At 68.7% G+C, this 17,026-nt stretch carries 12 protein-coding genes; 1 reads left to right on the top strand and 11 read right to left on the bottom strand.

Going from position 1 to position 17,026, the window contains the following annotated elements; genetic code table 11:
- Positions 1-8: 8 nt before the first annotated feature.
- The 9 genes from VGK78_RS04365 to VGK78_RS04325 all read right to left on the bottom strand — a co-directional run bounded on the left by VGK78_RS04365 (position 9) and on the right by VGK78_RS04325 (position 12,057).
- On the bottom strand, positions 9-1,409 hold the full coding sequence (locus VGK78_RS04365; RefSeq protein ID WP_414690629.1) for a replication-associated recombination protein A: 1,401 nt from the start codon (positions 1,407-1,409) through the stop codon (positions 9-11).
- Between the two features lie 170 nt (positions 1,410-1,579).
- The gene (locus VGK78_RS04360) at positions 1,580-2,782 is read right to left on the bottom strand and encodes a dipeptide ABC transporter ATP-binding protein (RefSeq protein WP_331526166.1); all 1,203 of its coding nucleotides are present in this window, start codon (positions 2,780-2,782) and stop codon (positions 1,580-1,582) included.
- 7 nt (positions 2,783-2,789) lie between these two features.
- Positions 2,790-3,938 (bottom strand): ABC transporter ATP-binding protein, encoded by a 1,149-nt coding sequence (locus tag VGK78_RS04355; RefSeq protein ID WP_331526165.1) that lies wholly within the window; start codon positions 3,936-3,938, stop codon positions 2,790-2,792.
- A gap of 45 nt (positions 3,939-3,983) precedes the next feature.
- Positions 3,984-4,994, bottom strand: a complete 1,011-nt coding sequence (locus tag VGK78_RS04350) for an ABC transporter permease (RefSeq protein WP_331526164.1) — start codon at positions 4,992-4,994, stop codon at positions 3,984-3,986.
- A gap of 119 nt (positions 4,995-5,113) precedes the next feature.
- A complete protein-coding gene (locus tag VGK78_RS04345) occupies positions 5,114-6,886 on the bottom strand; it encodes an ABC transporter substrate-binding protein (RefSeq protein ID WP_331526162.1) in 1,773 nt (590 codons plus the stop codon).
- Positions 6,887-6,948: 62 nt separating this feature from the next.
- The gene (locus VGK78_RS04340; protein ID WP_331526161.1) at positions 6,949-7,977 is read right to left on the bottom strand and encodes an ABC transporter permease; all 1,029 of its coding nucleotides are present in this window, start codon (positions 7,975-7,977) and stop codon (positions 6,949-6,951) included.
- Positions 7,978-8,119: 142 nt separating this feature from the next.
- A complete protein-coding gene (aspS, locus tag VGK78_RS04335; protein ID WP_331526159.1) occupies positions 8,120-9,904 on the bottom strand; it encodes an aspartate--tRNA ligase in 1,785 nt (594 codons plus the stop codon).
- Positions 9,901-11,316, bottom strand: a complete 1,416-nt coding sequence (gene hisS, locus VGK78_RS04330) for a histidine--tRNA ligase (RefSeq protein WP_331526158.1) — start codon at positions 11,314-11,316, stop codon at positions 9,901-9,903. Before hisS ends, aspS begins: the two co-directional genes overlap by 4 nt.
- A gap of 3 nt (positions 11,317-11,319) precedes the next feature.
- Positions 11,320-12,057 (bottom strand): MBL fold metallo-hydrolase, encoded by a 738-nt coding sequence (locus VGK78_RS04325; protein WP_331526157.1) that lies wholly within the window; start codon positions 12,055-12,057, stop codon positions 11,320-11,322.
- 127 nt (positions 12,058-12,184) lie between these two features.
- On the opposite strand from VGK78_RS04325, the gene VGK78_RS04320 reads away from it, so the two are divergent.
- A complete protein-coding gene (locus VGK78_RS04320) occupies positions 12,185-13,411 on the top strand; it encodes a DUF349 domain-containing protein (RefSeq protein ID WP_331526156.1) in 1,227 nt (408 codons plus the stop codon).
- 88 nt (positions 13,412-13,499) lie between these two features.
- Here the strand turns inward: VGK78_RS04320 and VGK78_RS04315 are convergent, their stop codons facing one another.
- Together VGK78_RS04315 and VGK78_RS04310 are read right to left on the bottom strand one after the other, a co-directional pair.
- On the bottom strand, positions 13,500-14,357 hold the full coding sequence (locus VGK78_RS04315) for a hypothetical protein (protein ID WP_331526155.1): 858 nt from the start codon (positions 14,355-14,357) through the stop codon (positions 13,500-13,502).
- 325 nt (positions 14,358-14,682) lie between these two features.
- The gene (locus VGK78_RS04310) at positions 14,683-16,917 is read right to left on the bottom strand and encodes a bifunctional (p)ppGpp synthetase/guanosine-3',5'-bis(diphosphate) 3'-pyrophosphohydrolase (RefSeq protein WP_331526255.1); all 2,235 of its coding nucleotides are present in this window, start codon (positions 16,915-16,917) and stop codon (positions 14,683-14,685) included.
- Between the last annotated feature and the right edge of the window lie 109 nt (positions 16,918-17,026).

Genomic DNA, 17,026 nt, shown 5'->3' with positions numbered 1-17,026 from the left:
AGCCTGGCCTATCGTCCGCGCACGATCCGCCTGATGCGCTCCCAGCGCTCCTTGACCGCCGCCTCGGCGCCGAGCGAGGTCGGCCGGTAGTACTCCGCGTCCAGCACCACGTCGGGGGCGTACTGCTGCTCGGCGATCCCGAAGGGCTCGTCGTGGCTGTAGATGTAGTCCACCCGTCCCTGCCCTTCGGTCCCTGAGGAGCCGACGGACGAGGCGTCTCGAAGGGTCTTGGAGCCCGGGTAGTGCGCGTCGCGCAGATGTGGCGGGACCTGACCGATCTTCCCCGCCCGCACGTCGGCGCTCGCCGCGTTGATCGCGGCTGTCACGGCGTTGGACTTCGGCGCCACCGCGAGCGCGATCGTGGCCTGCGCCAGGTTGAGCCGGGCCTCAGGCATGCCGATCAGCTGCACCGCCTGGGCGGCCGCCACGGCCGTGGTCAGGGCGGTCGGGTCGGCGAGCCCGATGTCCTCGCTGGCCAGGATCACCAGCCGGCGCGCGATGAACCGCGGGTCCTCTCCGGCTTCGAACATCCGGGCCAGGTAGTGCAAGGCCGCGTCCGCGTCCGACCCGCGCACGGACTTGATGAACGCCGAGATGACGTCGTAGTGCTGGTCGCCCTGACGGTCGTAGCGGACCGCCGCCCGGTCCACGGCCGTCTCGGCGGTGGCCAGGTCGATCGTGGACGCGTCCTTGGCGGCCGCGGCCCCGGCGGCGGCCTCGAGGTAGGTGAGCGCTCGCCGGGCGTCACCGCCCGCCAGCCGCACCAGGTGGTCGCGCGCCTCGTCGTCCAGCTGGAAGGCGCCGTCCAGCCCGCGCTCGTCGGCGAGTGCGCGGTCGACGACCTCGACGACGTCGTCGTCGGTGAGCGAGTCCAGCTGGAGGAGCAGGCTGCGGGAGAGCAGCGGGGAGATCACCGAGAAGAACGGGTTCTCGGTCGTAGCCGCCACCAGCGTCACCCAACGGTTCTCCACACCGGGCAGGAGGGCGTCCTGCTGGGCCTTGCTGAACCGGTGCACCTCGTCGACGAACAGCACCGTCTCGCGGCCGCTCCGGGTGAGGTCGGCGCGCCCGTGGTCGATGGCGGCGCGCACCTCCTTCACACCCGCCGAGACCGCCGACACCTCCACGAACGCGCGGTCGGTCTGGCCGCTCACGATCGCCGCGATGGTGGTCTTCCCGGTCCCGGGCGGCCCCCACAGCAGCACCGACATCGACTGCCGGCCCTCGATCAGCTGCCGCAGCGGCGATCCCTCGGCCCGCAGCTGCGGCTGCCCGACGAGCTCGTCGAGCGTGCGGGGCCGCATCCGGACGGCCAGCGGCGCGGAGGCGTGCGTGTTCGCCTGCAGGGAGCCCGATCCGGGGAGGTCGGCGTCGCTGCGCAGCGACGCGTCGTCGAACAAGCCCTCCACGGGTGCAGCGTACGGGTTGGCGCTTCAGGCACCGTCACCGGATTTCGACTCGCCGTCACGGCTTCGCCGGCTCAGCCGTGGGCTCGCGGTTCCTGAGGAGCCCGAGGGACGAGGCGTCTCGAAGGGCCATCTGCGCACGTCCACGCCCGGCCGTCGTTCCTCGGGCCCGGCTACGTGCTTGAGGTGACGGACTTCGACTTCAGGTCGAACCAGGTGTCGGCGAAGCCGGGCTGGTCGTGCAGGTCGGTCGTCGTCGCGCCGCCGATCGGGTTGCCCTGGTCGTCGACGCCCAGCAGCTCGGCGGTCACCGGCCGGGCGGGTGCCTCGCTGATCTCGCCTGCGAAGTGGCAGGCCACCTTGTGCCGCTGGCCGATCTGCAGGAGCGGCGGCTCCTGCTTGGCGCAGATCTCCTGCGCCATCCAGCACCGGGTGCGGAAGCGGCAGCCGCTCGGCGGGTTGATCGGCGACGGGACGTCGCCCTCGAGCCGGATGCGTTCGCGCCTGCCACCGATCGCGGCCTGCTTGACGTCGGGAGCCGCCGACAGCAGCGCCTGGGTGTAGGGGTGGTGGGGGTGCTCGTAGATCGTCTCCCGGTCGCCGATCTCCACGATCTTGCCCAGGTACATCACCGCGACCTCGGGGCAGAAGTGACGCACGACAGCCAGGTCGTGGGCGATGAACAGGAACGCGATCCCGAACTCCTCCTGCACGTCGCGCAGCAGGTTGACCACCTGGGCCTGGATCGACACGTCGAGCGCCGACACCGGCTCGTCTGCCACGAGCAGCTTCGGCTGCAGGGCGAGCGCGCGGGCGATACCGATGCGCTGCCGCTGACCGCCGGAGAACTCGCTCGGGTAGCGGTTGTAGTGCTCCGGGTTGAGACCGACGACCTCGAGCAGCTCCTGGACCCGCGAGAGCGTCTTCTTCTCCGGCACCATGTTGTGCACCCGCAGCGGGGTGCCCACGATCGTGCCCACGGTGTGCCGCGGGTTCAACGACGAGTAGGGGTCCTGGAAGATCATCTGGATCTCGCTGCGGATCGGCATCATCTGCCGCCGCGACAGGGGCCCGATGTCGTTGCCCTCGAAGTTGATCTCACCCGAGGTCGGGTCGTACAGCCGGGTGATCAGCCGGCCGGTCGTGGTCTTGCCGCAGCCCGACTCGCCCACGAGTCCGAGAGACCGGCCCTTGCCCAGCGTGAACGACACGCCGTCCACGGCCTGCACGTGCGCCACGGTGCGGCGGATCACACCGCCGGACTTCACGGGGAAGTACTTCTTGAGGTCGCGCACCTCGAGAAGAGTGTCATTGCCGACAGGTGCCCCCGAGCTGTCGGGGGCACGCTCGATGTCGGAGTTGGTCACGGTGCTCATCCTGCCCTCAAACCTCGTCGGGGTCGACTGCCGCCAGCTCCGGAATCATCTCACCCGTCTCGGGGTCGATGAGGTCGGGAGCGATCTCCGGGAGGATCTCCTCGGTGTAGATATCACCCGGATTGGCCAGGTGGCACCGCTTGACGTGGTTCTCCCCGCGGTCGCCCGGCACGAGGTCGGGCAGGGTGGTCCGGCAGAGGTCGCCCGGCACCTTGTCCACGTGAGGACAGCGTGGATGGAACGCACAGCCCTGGGGTGGGTTGAGCAGGCTCGGTGGGTTGCCCGGGATGGGGATCAGCCGGGCGTCGGCATCTCCGGTGACCTCGGGGATGCTGCCCAGGAGGCCCCACGTGTAGGGCATCTCGGGATGGGTGAGGATCTCGCGGGTGGCGCCGTACTCGACCGCTCGCCCGCCGTACATCACCATCGTCGTGTCGGCGAGCTCGGCGATCACGCCCAGGTCGTGGGTGATGATGATGACCGCCGAGTTGAACTCGCGTTGCAGGTCCTGCAGCAGGTCGAGGATCTGCGCCTGGACGGTCACGTCGAGCGCCGTCGTGGGCTCGTCCGCGATCAGCAGCTGAGGGTCGTTGACCAGGGCCATCGCGATCATCGCGCGCTGCCGCATGCCGCCGGAGAACTGGTGCGGGTAGTCGTCGACCCGCCGTCCCGCCTGCGGGATGCCGACCCGGTCGAGCATCTCCACCGCTCGCTTCTTGGCCTCGCCCTTCGAGACCCGGTGGTGGATCCGGTAGCCCTCGGAGATCTGGTCGCCGATCGTGTAGAAGGGGTGCAGCGCGGTGAGCGCGTCCTGGAAGATCATCGCGACGCTGTTGCCGCGGATCTTCCGCATCCGCTCCTCCGACGCGCCGATGACCTCGTGCCCGTCCACCCGGATGGAGCCCGAGAGCCTGGTGTGCTTCGGGTCGTGGAGACCCAGCACGGCCATCGACGACACGCTCTTGCCCGAGCCCGACTCGCCCACGATGCCGAGCGTCTTGCCGCGTTCGACGACGTAGGAGAGGTCCGTCACGGCCTGGACGAGTCCGTCGTGGGTCGGGAACTTGACCGTCAGGTTCTCGACGACCAGGAAGGGGTCGTCCGGGTTGGCCGGAGCCGCCATGTCATCGGCGCGCTCGGTGATGTCGATGCTCATACGACTCTTTCGTGGGAGACGGAAGGCGGGCGGGGAAGGCGCCCGTCAGGCGATGCTCACCCGCGGATCGAGGAAGCTGTAGAGGATGTCGACCAGCAGGTTGGCGATGACGATGGAGACCGCGGCCACCAGCACCGTCGCGCTGATCACGTTGATGTCGATCGGTGTCGACAGCGCCTGCAGACCCCAGTGGCCGATGCCGTCGATGCCGAAGATCTGCTCGGTGAAGACCGTGCCCGCCAGCAGCGTGGCGAAGTCGAGACCGAAGATCGTGATCACGGGGACGATCGCGGCGCGCAAGGCGTGCTTGAACAGCACCGTGCCCGTGCGCACGCCCTTGGCCTGCGCGGTCCGGATGTAGTCCTCACCCAGGGTCTCCACCATCTGACCACGCGTGAACCGCGCGTACGCCGTGCAGTAGGTCAACCCGATGACCAGCCACGGCAGCGCCATCTCCGCGACCGTCTTGGCCGGGTTCTTCGTGATCGGGTAGTAGCTGGTCGTGGGGAAGATCTTGAGCTGCAGGGACAGATAGATCCAGGCGAGCAGCGCGATCACGTAGTACGGGATCGAGGAGACGACCAGAGTCCCGCCCACGAGTAGTCGGTCGGCGGTCGTGCCACGCCATCGTGCGGCGAAGGCACCGATGATCACGCCGACGGTGAGGTAGATGAGCGAACCGCCGACGGCGAGCGTCGCGGTGGCCGGGTACTTCTGCTTCAGGTCCTGCCACACCGGGTTGCTGGTGTTGATGGAGATGCCGAGGCAGGGCGCGGGGCACTTGTAGTACTTGCCGTCGTCGTAGACCTTGTCACGGCCGACGAAGATCCCCTTCGCCCAGGTGCCGTAGTTGGCGATGATCGACTTGTCGTAGCCGTACTGGTGCCGGATGGAGTCGAGCTTCTGTGCCGAGCACTTGCCGGGACCGAGCTTCTCGCAGTAGTTCCTGGCAGGCGCGTCCCCCATGCCCTTGAAGAACAGCACGAACACGAACATCGAGGTCAAGATGATCACGAGGATCGAGCTGAGCAGTCGACGAACGATGAATCCCGTCATCCCTGGCTTCCTAGCTGTCGGGTGGTGGTGGGTGGTGGGGTACGGCGGGCGCCGTACCCCACCACCCGGATGACTCCGTCGGTCCGAGGACCGACTAGTCGACCTGTCGGGTCACTGGGTCACTGGTTGATCCAGATGTTCTTCCAGGTCGGCATGCCCACGGTGTTGTCGTCGAAGTCGCCTTCGATCTTCGAGCCGTGAGCCTGAGCGATGCCCGTGTAGTACGTCGTGAACAGCGGGAAGTACTTCTGGGCGATCGTGTGGTCCAGCTGGTTCCAGGCGTCGGCCTGGTCAGCCAGAGGCATCTTCTGGATGGCGTCCATCTGGTTCTGAACAGCCTTGTTCGTGAACGTCGAGTAGTTCGTACCGAACGAGTGGGTCTTGTCCGGGTTCGTGTTCGCGAACAGGGTGGGCAGCCAGGTCGAGCCGGACGGCCAGTCAGAGCACCAACCCGCCGAGCGGACGTTGATGTCCTCTTCGGTGTTGTCACGTGCAGCCGCGTAGTTGGCCGTCGTGGTCGGCACCGGGGTGGCCTTGAAGCCGGCCTCGGTCAGCGCCTTCACGGTGGCGTCCTTCGACTTCACGTTGATCGGGTCGTCGGTGCGGAACAGGAACTTGATCTCGAACCCGAGGGCGTTGGCCGACTTCAGCAGCGCCTTCGCCTTGGCCGGGTCGGTGTCGAAGCCCTGGCGGCCGGTCACGTTGTACGGCGTGCGGCCGGGCAGGCCCGGAGGCATCAGGTTGGTCGCCGGGATCGCGTTCACGTTCGGGATCAGACCACCCGCGAGGATGATGTTCTTGTACGGGTAGGCCCAGGACAGAGCCTCACGCACCTTCTTGTTGGTGATCTTCCGGTTGTCGGGAGCCCAGTAGTAGGTGCACGGGGAGCCACCCAGCGTCAGCCGGCTCGGGTCCTTCTGCTTCAGCTGCTGGAAGTCGGGGGCGAGCAGGTCGTCGTAGGTCAGCGTGGTCTGCCCGCTACCGGAGTCGGCCAGCAGGATCTGGTCGATCTTCTCCGACTGGGTCTGCAGCTTGAAGTCGTACCCGTCGGGGTACTGCGTGCGGGCCGGATCGGTGCTCGCGCTCCAGTACGGGTTCTTCTCCAGGACCAGCTCCTTGGCCGGGCTGAAGGACTTGATCATGTACGGGCCGGTCGACCACGGGTGCTTCTTGTAGGCCTTCGGGTCAGAGACCTTCGGGTCGGTCGGCACGGGACCGTTGGCCGGGAAGGTGCCCCAGTACGGCATGTCCGGGAAGGGCTTGGACATGTTGATCGTGATCGTGTTGCCGTTGACCTTGATGCCACTGAAGATCGTGCCCGGCTTCTGCTTCTCGGTGTAGGGGCCCTTGTAGGTCGAGCCGCCCTTGAAGTACACGTTCGAGTAGTAGCCGCAGGCCCCGGTCGGGAAGGTCGCGACGTCCATGCACCGCGTCATGCCCCAGGCGACTTCCTTGGCGGTCACGGGCTGGCCGTTCTCGCCCCACTTCACACCGGAGCGGATGGTGAACTTCCACTGGGTGTAGTTGTCGTTGTGCTGACCGAGGTCGGTGGCCAGGTCGGGCACGAGCACCATCTGCTTGGTGTCCGGGTTGTACCGGTACTGCGTCAGCGAGCGGCCGATCAGACCCGTGAAGATCGAGTCGGTGTCGGTGTAGTAGATCTCGCTGGGGTCGATGGTCGTGGTCAGACCGTTCAGGGTCAGGACCGTGACGGTGCCGCCCTTCTTGGCGCCGGCGATGGTCACCGGGCCCTTGGCGGTGGCGTCCTGGCCGTTACCGGTGTCACCCAGCTTGGTGTTGTCCTGCGTGTTGTCTCCCGCGTTGCCGCTCGATGACCCGGAGCCGCCACAGGCGCTCAGGGCCAACAGACCGACCGCGGAGATGGCAATCAACGGTGATTTGAACCGCATAGCCCACCCTTTCCGTGGTTATTGCATTTCTCCCGGTGAACCGATCACCGGCGAGTTCGGGGGTCGAAGGCGTCTCGGATCGAGTCGCCGAGGAGGTTGAGCGCGACCACCAGGATGGTGATCGTCATGACCGGCGCCCAGAGGTACAAGGGATACGTCTGCCAGTAGATCTGGGCGTCCGCGATGGTCTGACCGAGCGATGGATACCCGGTGATGCCGATGCCGAGGAACGACAGGCCCGCCTCCGCCGTGACCAGGCCGGGCAGGGCCAGGGAGGTCGCGACGACGATCGGGGCGACGAGGTTCGGGAGCAGCTCCTTGAACAGGATGCGCCGGGTCGGGACACCCATGACCTGGGCCGCCTGGACGAACTCTCTCTCGCGGAGGGACAGCACCTGGCCTCGGATCAGGCGGCACAGGCCCATCCAGCCGAAGATGGTCAGGATGATGATCAGCGCGATCAGCTGGGCCTTGGCGAGCCGGCCGAGGTTGTCGCCCTTGCCGAAGCGCTCGACGATGATCGGCGCCATCGCCAGGGCACCGAGCAGGAAGGGGAAGGAGAGGAACAGGTCGGTGACGAACATGATGATCCGGTCGAGCCAGCCTCGCGAGAAGCCGGCGACCAGGCCGAGCACGACACCGGTGACGATGCTGAGGACCGTCGCGACGGAGGCGATCAGGAGATCGGTGCGCAGTCCGTAGAGCAGCCGGGAGAGGTTGTCCACGCCCGTTGCCGGGGCGAGGCCGAGCGGGTGTGCCGCCCAGAAGCCGTGGTCGGGCGGACCGTGCAGGGGCATCTGGTTGCCGCTGAAGTCCAGCACGTCGAACGGCTCGTACGGCAGCTTGTCGGCCGTCGGGTAGATGTTCATGATGTTGCTGATGACCGGCGCCAGGAGTGCCGCCAGGATCAGCAGTGCGGTGATGACGGTGCAGATCACGGCCATCCGGTCGCGGCGGAGCCGGTCGAGTGCGATCTGGGTCGGAGAGCGGCCGGCGAGCTTCTTGCCTTCAGGTTCCTGGTCGGCGCCGGTCTGGACTTCGACCTCACCGAGTTCAGTCGCACTGATGCCCATGCTCGTCCTCTCATGTGCCAAGAAGTTCGTCCGTGGCCGCTGCCCAGCGCGCTCGCAGCCGGGTGAGGCAGGTCACGGCATCTGGACCGGGATGGACTCTAGATGACGGTCAAGTGATTTCTACGCCCCACGAGGTAACGATTCAGTCTCGGGATTTGGACCGTTCCAACGGAGCGTCCACACCGGCCTCCCGGCGTTGCTCGGCGGTGATCGGCGCCGGTGCGCCGGTGAGGGGGTCGTACCCGCCGCCGCTCTTCGGGAAGGCGATCACGTCGCGGATCGACTCCGAGCGGGACAGCAGGGCCACGATCCGGTCCCAGCCGAAGGCGATGCCACCGTGCGGGGGCGCGCCGTAGGCGAAGGCGTCCAGCAGGAACCCGAACTTCTCCTGCGCCTCGTCCTCCCCGAGCCCCATCACCGCGAACACCCGTCTCTGGATGTCAGCGCGGTGGATACGGATGGAACCACCGCCGATCTCGTTGCCGTTGCAGACGATGTCGTAGGCCCACGCCAGGGCGCTGCCCGGGTCCTGGTCGAAGCGCTCGAGGTCCTGTGGCGACGTGAAGGCGTGGTGGACCGCCGTCCACGCGCCGCTGCCCACGGCGACATCTCCGGCAGCCGTCGCCTCGTCGGCGGGCTCGAAGAGCGGTGCGTCGACCACCCAGAGGAGCCTCCAGGCGTCCTCGTCGATCAGACCGCAGCGGCGCCCGATCTCGAGGCGGGCGGCCCCGAGCAGGGCACGGCTCGGCTTGACCGGGCCGGCGGCGAAGAAGACACAGTCACCGTTCTTCGCACCCGTGTGCTCGGCCAGGCCCGCACGCTCCTCGTCGGTGAGGTTCTTCGCGACCGGGCCGCCGAGCTCGCCGTCCTCGCCGATCGTCACGTAGGCCAGGCCGCGGGCTCCGCGTTGCTTGGCCCACTCCTGCCACGCGTCGAACTGTCGGCGCGGCTGGTCAGCGCCGCCGGGCATCACCACGGCCCCGACGTACGGCGCCTGGAAGACGCGGAAGCCGGTGTCGGCGAAGTACGCCGTGCAGTCGACGAGCTCCTGACCCATCCGCAGGTCGGGCTTGTCGGTGCCGAACCTCGCCATCGCCTCGACGTAGGTCATCCGGGGCAGCGGCGTGGGCACGTCGTACCCGATCAGCTTCCAGAGCGCCACGAGCACGTCCTCGGCGACCGCGAGGAGGTCGTCCTGGTCGACGAAGCTCATCTCGATGTCGAGCTGGGTGAACTCGGGCTGGCGGTCTGCGCGGAAGTCCTCGTCCCGGTAGCAACGGGCGATCTGGTAGTAGCGCTCCATGCCGGCGACCATCAGCAGCTGCTTGAACAGCTGGGGGCTCTGCGGCAGGGCGTACCAGCTCCCCGGCTGGAGCCGGGCCGGGACCAGGAAGTCGCGCGCGCCCTCGGGCGTCGACCTGGTCAGCGTCGGGGTCTCGATCTCGACGAAGCCGTGCTCGTCGAGGACGTCGCGGGCCGCCTTGTTGACCCGGCTGCGCAGACGGATCGCGGACGCGGGGCCGCTCCGTCGCAGATCGAGGTAGCGATGGCGCAGCCGCGCCTCTTCACCCACATCGCCGCCCTTCTGTGAGCCGGCGTCGTCGATGGGGAACGGCAGCACGGCGCTCGGGCTGAGCACCTCCACGTCGTCGGCGATCACCTCGATCTCGCCCGACGCGAGGTGGGGGTTGGCGTTGCCCTCGGGCCGCCTCTGCACGGTCCCGGTCACCTTGAGGCAGTACTCGCTGCGGAGACTGTGCGCCACCGCCTCGTCGCGGATCACGACCTGGGCGACCCCGCTCGCCTCGCGCAGGTCGATGAAGGCCACTCCCCCATGGTCTCGTCGCCTCGCCACCCATCCGGCGAGGGTCACCCGCGTCCCCTCGTCGGCGGCGGTGAGGGTTCCGGCGTCGTGGGTGCGGATCACGCTTCCTGCCTCTCGTCGATCGAGCCGGGCTCGTCGGTCGAGCTTGTCGAGACCACCATGCCGGGTCTCAGGTCCTCCTCCGCGGGGCCCCACGTCGCGGCGTCGGCGTCGACCTGCTCGCCCGACCGGATGTCCTTGACCTGGTCGGACTCCCCGTGCTCGGTCGCCGGGAACCAGACGAAGGGGATGCCGCGCCGCTCGGCGTACCGGATCTGGCGGCCGTACTTCTGCGGGCTCGCGGCGACCTCGGCCGCGATGTCGCGGCTCCGCAGCCGGTCGGCGAGCATCTCGGCGGCGGGACGGCTCTCCTCGTCGGCCAGCGCGACCAGGACAACGCTGGGCACGGCCCGGCTGCCCTCGAGGACCCCGTCGGCGAGCAGGGGCAGCAGGGTGCGGGAGATCCCGAAGGAGACGCCCACGCCGGGGTACGTCGTGCGCCCGTCGTCGGCGAGAGCGTCGTACCGCCCCCCGCCTCCGACGGCCTTCAGCCGCTCGTAGCCCTCCATGTAGATCTCGACGACGGTGCCCGTGTAGTAGTCGAGGCCCCGGGCGATGCGCAGGTTCGCCTCGACGCTCACCCGGCCGTCGCTCGCCTTGACCGCGTCGGCGCAGCCCTCCAGGACCGACGCCAGCTCCGCCAGCCCGCGGCTCAGCAGCTCGTCGACGACGCCGAGTGCCTGGACGCGCTGGACCAGGGTCGGGTCCGACACGCGGATGGTGGCCAGCTCGAGACAGCGGTCCGCCTGCTCGGGTGTGGCGCCGGCGTGCTCGACGAGGAGCTCGGCGACGGTCTCGGGCGGCAGCTTGTCGAGCTTGTCGATCTGCCGGATCGCGGCCGTGACGTCGGGGATGCCGAGCCCGCGGTAGAAGCCCTGGATCAGCTTGCGGTTGTTCACCTGGAACGACAGGGGCGGCAGCGGTAGGGACCCGAGGGCCCGCACCATCACCCGCATCACCTCGACGTCGTGGTGGAACGGGAGGGCGTCCTTGCCGACGATGTCGACGTCGGCCTGGGTGAACTGGCGGTAGCGGCCCTCCTGCGGGCGCTCGCCGCGCCAGGCCGGCTGGATCTGGAAGCGCCGGAAGGGGAACTCGAGGTGACCGGCGTTCTCCAGGACGTAACGGGCGAAGGGCACGGTGAGGTCGAAGTGCAGACCCAGCTGACGTTCGGAGCCGGTCTCGTCGGCGCTCTCTGCGTCATCAGGGGCCTGGAGCCGTCGCAGGACGTAGATCTCCTTGTCGATCTCGCCGCCCTTCGCCAGCCGTTCCAGTGGCTCGACGACCCGGGTCTCGATGTTGGCGAACCCGTGCAGCTCGAAGGTCCGGGACAGAGAGGAGATCACCTCGCGCTCCACGGCGCGGGCGGCAGGCAGCAGCTCGGGAAAGCCGCTGAGCGGCGTGGGCTTGGCCATGGGTCAGAGTCCTCGGGTGACGCGGCCGACGGTGCCGGCTGCGGTGCCGGCAGCGAGATCGAGCAGGAAGGGGTTCGTGGCGCGCTCGTGGCCGATCGAGGTCTGCTCCCCGTGCCCCGGGAGCACCGCCACGTCGTCGGGCAGCGTCAGCACCTTCCCGCGCAGGGTCTCCAGCATGGTCGCGTGGTCGCCACCCGGCAGGTCGGTGCGCCCGATGGAACCGGCGAAGAGCAGGTCGCCGGAGAACATGACCTCCGCGACCTCCCCGGCTCGCCCTGAGCCTGTCGAGCGATACGGCGTACGGAAGGTGACCGACCCGGCGGTGTGGCCCGGCGTGTGGTCGACGACCACGTCGAGCCCGGCGAGCTCGAGTCGCTGGCCGTCGGCGAGCTCCGCGACGTCGTCGGGCTCGGTGAACTCGTAGCGGCCACCGAGCAGCATCGCGGCGGTGTCGCGGGAGATGCCGGCCATGGGGTCGGCCAGGAGATGCCGGTCTGAGGGGTGGATCCAGGCAGTGGCGTCGTACGCACCTGCCACCGGGGTGACCGACCACATGTGGTCGATGTGCCCATGGGTGAGCAGCACCGCGACCGGCTTGAGCCGGTGTTCGCGAACGATGTCGGCGATGCCGGCGGCCGCGTCCTGACCCGGGTCGACGACGACGCACTCGGTCCCGGGGCCGGTTGCGGCGACGTAGCAGTTCGCGGCCCACGAGCCTGCGGGGAAGCCGGCGATCAGCACCCCGGCAGACTATCCATCGCTCCCGGCCGTGATGGAATCGGTGCACGGGCGCCCGGAACGCCCTCGCTAGCATGGAGCGATGCCCGAGGTCGGCACAGCGACGAGGACGGACCGAAGAGGAACGAAAGTGACGACGAGCGAGTGGGGACGCGTCGCCGAGGACGGAACGGTCTACGTGCGTACCGCCGACGGGGAACGACCGGTCGGTCAGTACCCCGAGGGGTCCCCCGAGGAGGCGCTGGCCTTCTACGCCAAGCGGTACGACGAGCTGGCCGGCAGCGTGCACCTGCTCGAGCAGCGCGTCAACGCCGCCGTCGTCTCCCCGGACGAGGCGACCGAGTCGGTGCGCAGCCTGCGCGCGCAGGTCGTCGACGCATCCGCCGTGGGTGACCTCACCAGCCTGGTCGGCAGGCTCGACTCGCTGCTGCCGGTGATCTCACAGCAGCGACAGGCACGCCGCGCCGAACGCGCCGAGAAGGCGGCCGCCGCCAAGGAGTCCAAGGAGCGACTCGTCGCGGAGGCCGAGAAGCTCGCAGAGAGCAACGACTGGCGCAACGGCGCCAACCGGCTCCGGCAGCTGCTCGACGACTGGAAGGCCCTGCCGCGCATCGACCGATCTGCCGACGACCAGCTGTGGCATCGCTTCTCCACCGCGCGCACGTCGTACACCCGGCGCCGCAAGGCGCACTTCGCCGAGCAGAACGAGAAGCGCGAGGGGGCGCGGGTGGTCAAGCAGCGCCTGGTCAAGGAGGCCGAGGCGCTGGTCAACTCCCGCGAGTGGGGTCCGACGACCGGGGCCTATCGCGACCTGATGCGGCAGTGGAAGGCCGCCGGGCCGGCCCCGCGCGACGTCGAGGACGAGCTGTGGAAGCGGTTCCGTGGAGCGCAGGACACATTCTTCGGGGCGCGCGACGAGGCGATGGCGGCCCAGGACTCCGAGTTCGCCGCCAACGCCGAGGCCAAGGAGAAGCTCCTCGCCGAGGCAGAGGCGCTGGTGCCGGTCACCGACGTCGACGCCGCCAAGCGCGCCGTTCGTGACATCTCCGAGCGCTGGGACGCGATCGGCAAGGTGCCCCGTGACCAGATCCGCCCCCTCGAGGACCGGATGCGTGCCGTCGAGCAGGCCATCCGGGGCATCGAGGAGGAGAAGTGGCGTCGTACCGACCCCGAGAAGTCGGCCCGTGCCGACGACATGGTCGCCAAGCTCCAGGAGGCGATCGGCAAGGTTGAGTCAGACCTGGAGAAGGCCCGCACCTCCGGTGACGAGAAGCGGGTCACCGAGCTCGAGGAGAACCTCGCCTCCCGCCGGGCCTTCCTGGAGATGGCCGAGCAGGCCTCCGCCGACTACTCGTGAGACGGCTTCCGGGATAGTACGGATCACTCGGCAGTCCAGAAGTCCCGGGGAACCGGCATGCTGATCCGTACTATCCGACCCGTCGCCGTCACGAGGCGCGCGCGTCTGGGTGTCGCTCCTGCCACCAGGCTGGAACCTCGAGAGTCCAGTCGCGCTCCGCGCTCGGGAGGAACTTCGCGCGAGCTCTGACCTCACGCATGCGGGTGACCGTCGCCGCGTCGTACATCCGCCCGGCCACGACTTCGAAGTACTCGAGACCGTGTGCCCGAAACCTTTCCGCACGCTCGACATCTCGGCGGTGCTGAGCCGCGTCTCGGTGTACCGCTCCCTGGTACTCCCCTACGACCCCGGCGTCGGCGTCGAGCAGATCCGGGATGCCGAGCAGGTTGCCGTGCCGGTCGAACACCGGGACGTTGTACAGAGGCGTGGGCAGTCCGGCGTCCAAGCACCAGCACTGACACATCCATGCCTCCTGGGGTGACCAGTGCGTTCCACAAGCCAGACCCGCCGCCTCTCGGGCAAGGACGACACCGTTGCGGGGACCGACGTGGGCGAGGTAGAGCCAGAACTCACCCACGGTGCCCAGTCCTGCTGCCACGGCCATGTCGATGGCCACCGCGCCCGCTCGGGCACCACGGAGGCGGATGATCTCGTCGAACAGCGCGCGCTCCCACACTGCGCAGCGCAGACCCCGGTGGACGCTCCACTCCCAAAGCGGTAGTTGGCGGCGCAGCCTGACGAACCCGGGGTCGGCTCGAAGGCACTCCTTGCCGACAGCCAGGGGAACAGGGAGGAGCCGGCCGTCGGATCGCGACTGCCCGTCGAAGTACGAGGCACCGCGCCAGCGCAGCGCCGCCCAGCCGCTGATCGCGCCGTACCGGCCGAGTCGTGCCTCCTGCTCCACGATCCGCTGCTCGACAACCGAAGAGTCGGCGCTGGCGGGCACGTAGCGTCCTTGGGATGTACGCCGCCACTTCGGCCCAGCGGCTTGTTGCCGGGTCGGACCGCGACGCCCGGTGCGGTCGACCGCAACCGGCGGCACCAGGTTCTCAGGCGGCTCGCATCGCGGTGACCACTCGCCATCCATTCACTTGAGGATTGTGGACGGCCGGCGCTCCCGCCGACTCGAACGAAAGCTCTGTGGAGCACCCGACCTCAAGGCCCTCCTGTGGACGGTTGGCGGCTCGTCCCTCAGGGATAGTACGGATCACCCGGCCACTCCTGGGCAGGCGTGGACCGGCCTGCTGATCCGTACTATCTCGGGGTGAGGCTCACTGGGTGACGCGGTAGGCGTCGAAGACCCCTGGTACGCCGCGGACGGCGCGGAGGACGTTGTCGAGGTGCTTCGCCTCGGCCATCTCGAACGTGAAGCGGCTCTTGGCGACGCGGTCGCGGGTGGTGGAGAGCGTGGCGCTGAGGATGTTCACGTGGGCGTCCGAGAGCACCATCGTGATGTCGGAGAGCAGGCGGGCGCGGTCGATCGCCTCGACCTGGATGTTCACCAGGAACGTCGAGTGCGCGGTGGGCGCCCATTCGACGTCGAGCAGCCGCTCGGGTTGACGCTGGAGCTCGGCCGCGTTGGTGCAGTCGCGACGGTGCACGGAGACGCCACCGCCCTTGGTCACGAAGCCGAGGATCGCGTCCGGCGGGACGGGCGTGCAGCAGCGGGCCAGCTTCACCCAGACGTCCGGGGCACCCTTGACGATGACGCCGGAGTCGCCGGGCGCCGACACCTTGGACCGCCCGCGGGGTGCGGTGATCGAGACGCCCTCGGCGAGATCCTCCTGCGCACCCTCCTCGCCACCGTGCAGCTCGATCACCCGGCGTACGACGGCCTGGGCGCTGAGGTTGTTCTCGCCGACCGCGGCGTACAGGGCCGAGACGTCGGCCAGCCGGAAGTGCACGGCCGCCTCGGTCAGCGACTCGTGGGAGAGCACCCGCTTGAGCGGCAGCCCCTCCTTGCGCATGAGCTTGGCGATCTGGTCCTTGCCGCGGTCGATCGCCTCCTCCCGGCGCTCCTTGGTGAACCACTGCTTGATCTTCGAACGGGCCCGCTGCGACTTGACGAAGCCGAGCCAGTCGCGTGAGGGTCCGGCCGTCGGCGCCTTGGACGTGAAGATCTCGACGACGTCGGAGTTGTCCAGCGTGGACTCCAGCGGGACCAGCCGGCCGTTGACGCGCGCGCCGATGGTGTGGTGCCCGACCTCGGTGTGCACGGCGTACGCGAAGTCGACCGGCGTGGACCCCACCGGCAGCGCGATCACGTCGCCGCGCGGCGTGAACACGTAGACCTCGGCCCGGTTGATCTCGAAGCGCAACGACTCCAGGAACTCGCCGGGGTCCTCGACGTCGCTCTGCCAGTCGAGCAGCTGGCGGACCCAGTTCATGTCCTCGAGGTCGCCGAGCTTGTCGGTGTCGACGCCGTTGCGGCGGTTCTCCTTGTACTTCCAGTGCGAGGCGACGCCGTACTCGGCCCGCCGGTGCATGGCCAGGGTGCGGATCTGCATCTCGACCGGCTTGCCCTGCGGACCGATCACGGTCGTGTGCAGGGACTGGTACATGTTGAACTTCGGCGTCGCGACGTAGTCCTTGAACCGGCCCAGCACCGGCGTCCACCGGGCGTGCAGGACACCGAGCGCCGAGTAGCAGTCGCGGTCCTCCTCGACCAGGATCCGCAGCGCGACCAGGTCGTAGATGTCGCTGAACTCCCGGCCGCCGACGATCATCTTCTGGTAGATCGAGTAGTAGTGCTTCGGTCGGCCGGTCACGGTCGCCTTCACCTTGGCGTCCTTGAGGTCCAGCTCGACCCGCTCCTTCACCTGCGCCAGGAACTGGTCGCGCGACGGCGCCCGCTCGGCCACCATCCGCACGATCTCGTCGTAGATCTTGGGGTGCAGCGTCGCGAACGCGAGGTCCTCGAGCTCCCACTTGATGGTGTTCATGCCGAGCCGGTGCGCCAGCGGCGCGTAGATGTCCAGCGACTCCGTGGCCTGACGCTCCTGCGTCGACTGCTTCACATAGCGGACCGTGCGCATGTTGTGCAGCCGGTCGGCGAGCTTGATCACGAGCACCCGGATGTCGCGAGCCATCGCCACGATCATCTTGCGGATCGTCTCGGCCTGCGCGTTCTCGCCGTACTGGACCTTCTCCAGCTTGGTGACGCCGTCGACGAGCTGGGCGACCTCGTCGCCGAAGTCCGTGCGGAGCTCGTCCAGCGTGTACGGCGTGTCCTCGACGGTGTCGTGCAGCAGGGCCGCGACCAGGGTCGGCTCGGTCATGCCGATGTCGGCCAGGATCGTGGCGACCGCCAGCGGATGGGTGATGTAGGGGTCGCCGCTCTTGCGCATCTGCGTGCCGTGCAGGTGCTCAGCAGTGCGGTAGGCCCGCTCGATCAGGGCCAGGTCGGCCTTCGGGTGGTTGGTGCGGATGGAGCGGATCAACGGCTCGAGCTCGGGCCGGTCGTTCTGGTTGCGGCCGCCCCCCATCCGGGCCAGCCGGTTGCGCATGCCGCGCGGCGAGGGAAGGCGCTCCGCGGCGCGTTCGCGCGCGGACGGCCCGCGCTCGGTCGCGCGCTCACGCGCGACCGGGAGGCTGCCGTCCGTCGTCATCTGTTCA

This window comes from Nocardioides sp. (assembly GCF_036503465.1).
Lineage (GTDB): Bacteria > Actinomycetota > Actinomycetes > Propionibacteriales > Nocardioidaceae > Nocardioides.
The sequence above is the reverse complement of the archived record's forward strand: the minus strand, read 5'-3'. Positions and strand labels throughout refer to the sequence as shown.

What these genes read in the sequence shown, in the direction of transcription:
- VGK78_RS04310 (WP_331526255.1), bottom strand. Translation starts at nt 16,917, where the DNA reads ATGCGCAACCGGCTGGCCCGGATGGGGGGCGGCCGCAACCAGAACGAC.
- hisS (WP_331526158.1), bottom strand. Translation starts at nt 11,316, where the DNA reads ATGGCCAAGCCCACGCCGCTCAGCGGCTTTCCCGAGCTGCTGCCTGCC.
- VGK78_RS04350 (WP_331526164.1), bottom strand. Translation starts at nt 4,994, where the DNA reads ATGACGGGATTCATCGTTCGTCGACTGCTCAGCTCGATCCTCGTGATC.
- VGK78_RS04360 (WP_331526166.1), bottom strand. Translation starts at nt 2,782, where the DNA reads ATGAGCACCGTGACCAACTCCGACATCGAGCGTGCCCCCGACAGCTCG.
- VGK78_RS04355 (WP_331526165.1), bottom strand. Translation starts at nt 3,938, where the DNA reads ATGAGCATCGACATCACCGAGCGCGCCGATGACATGGCGGCTCCGGCC.
- VGK78_RS04340 (WP_331526161.1), bottom strand. Translation starts at nt 7,977, where the DNA reads ATGGGCATCAGTGCGACTGAACTCGGTGAGGTCGAAGTCCAGACCGGC.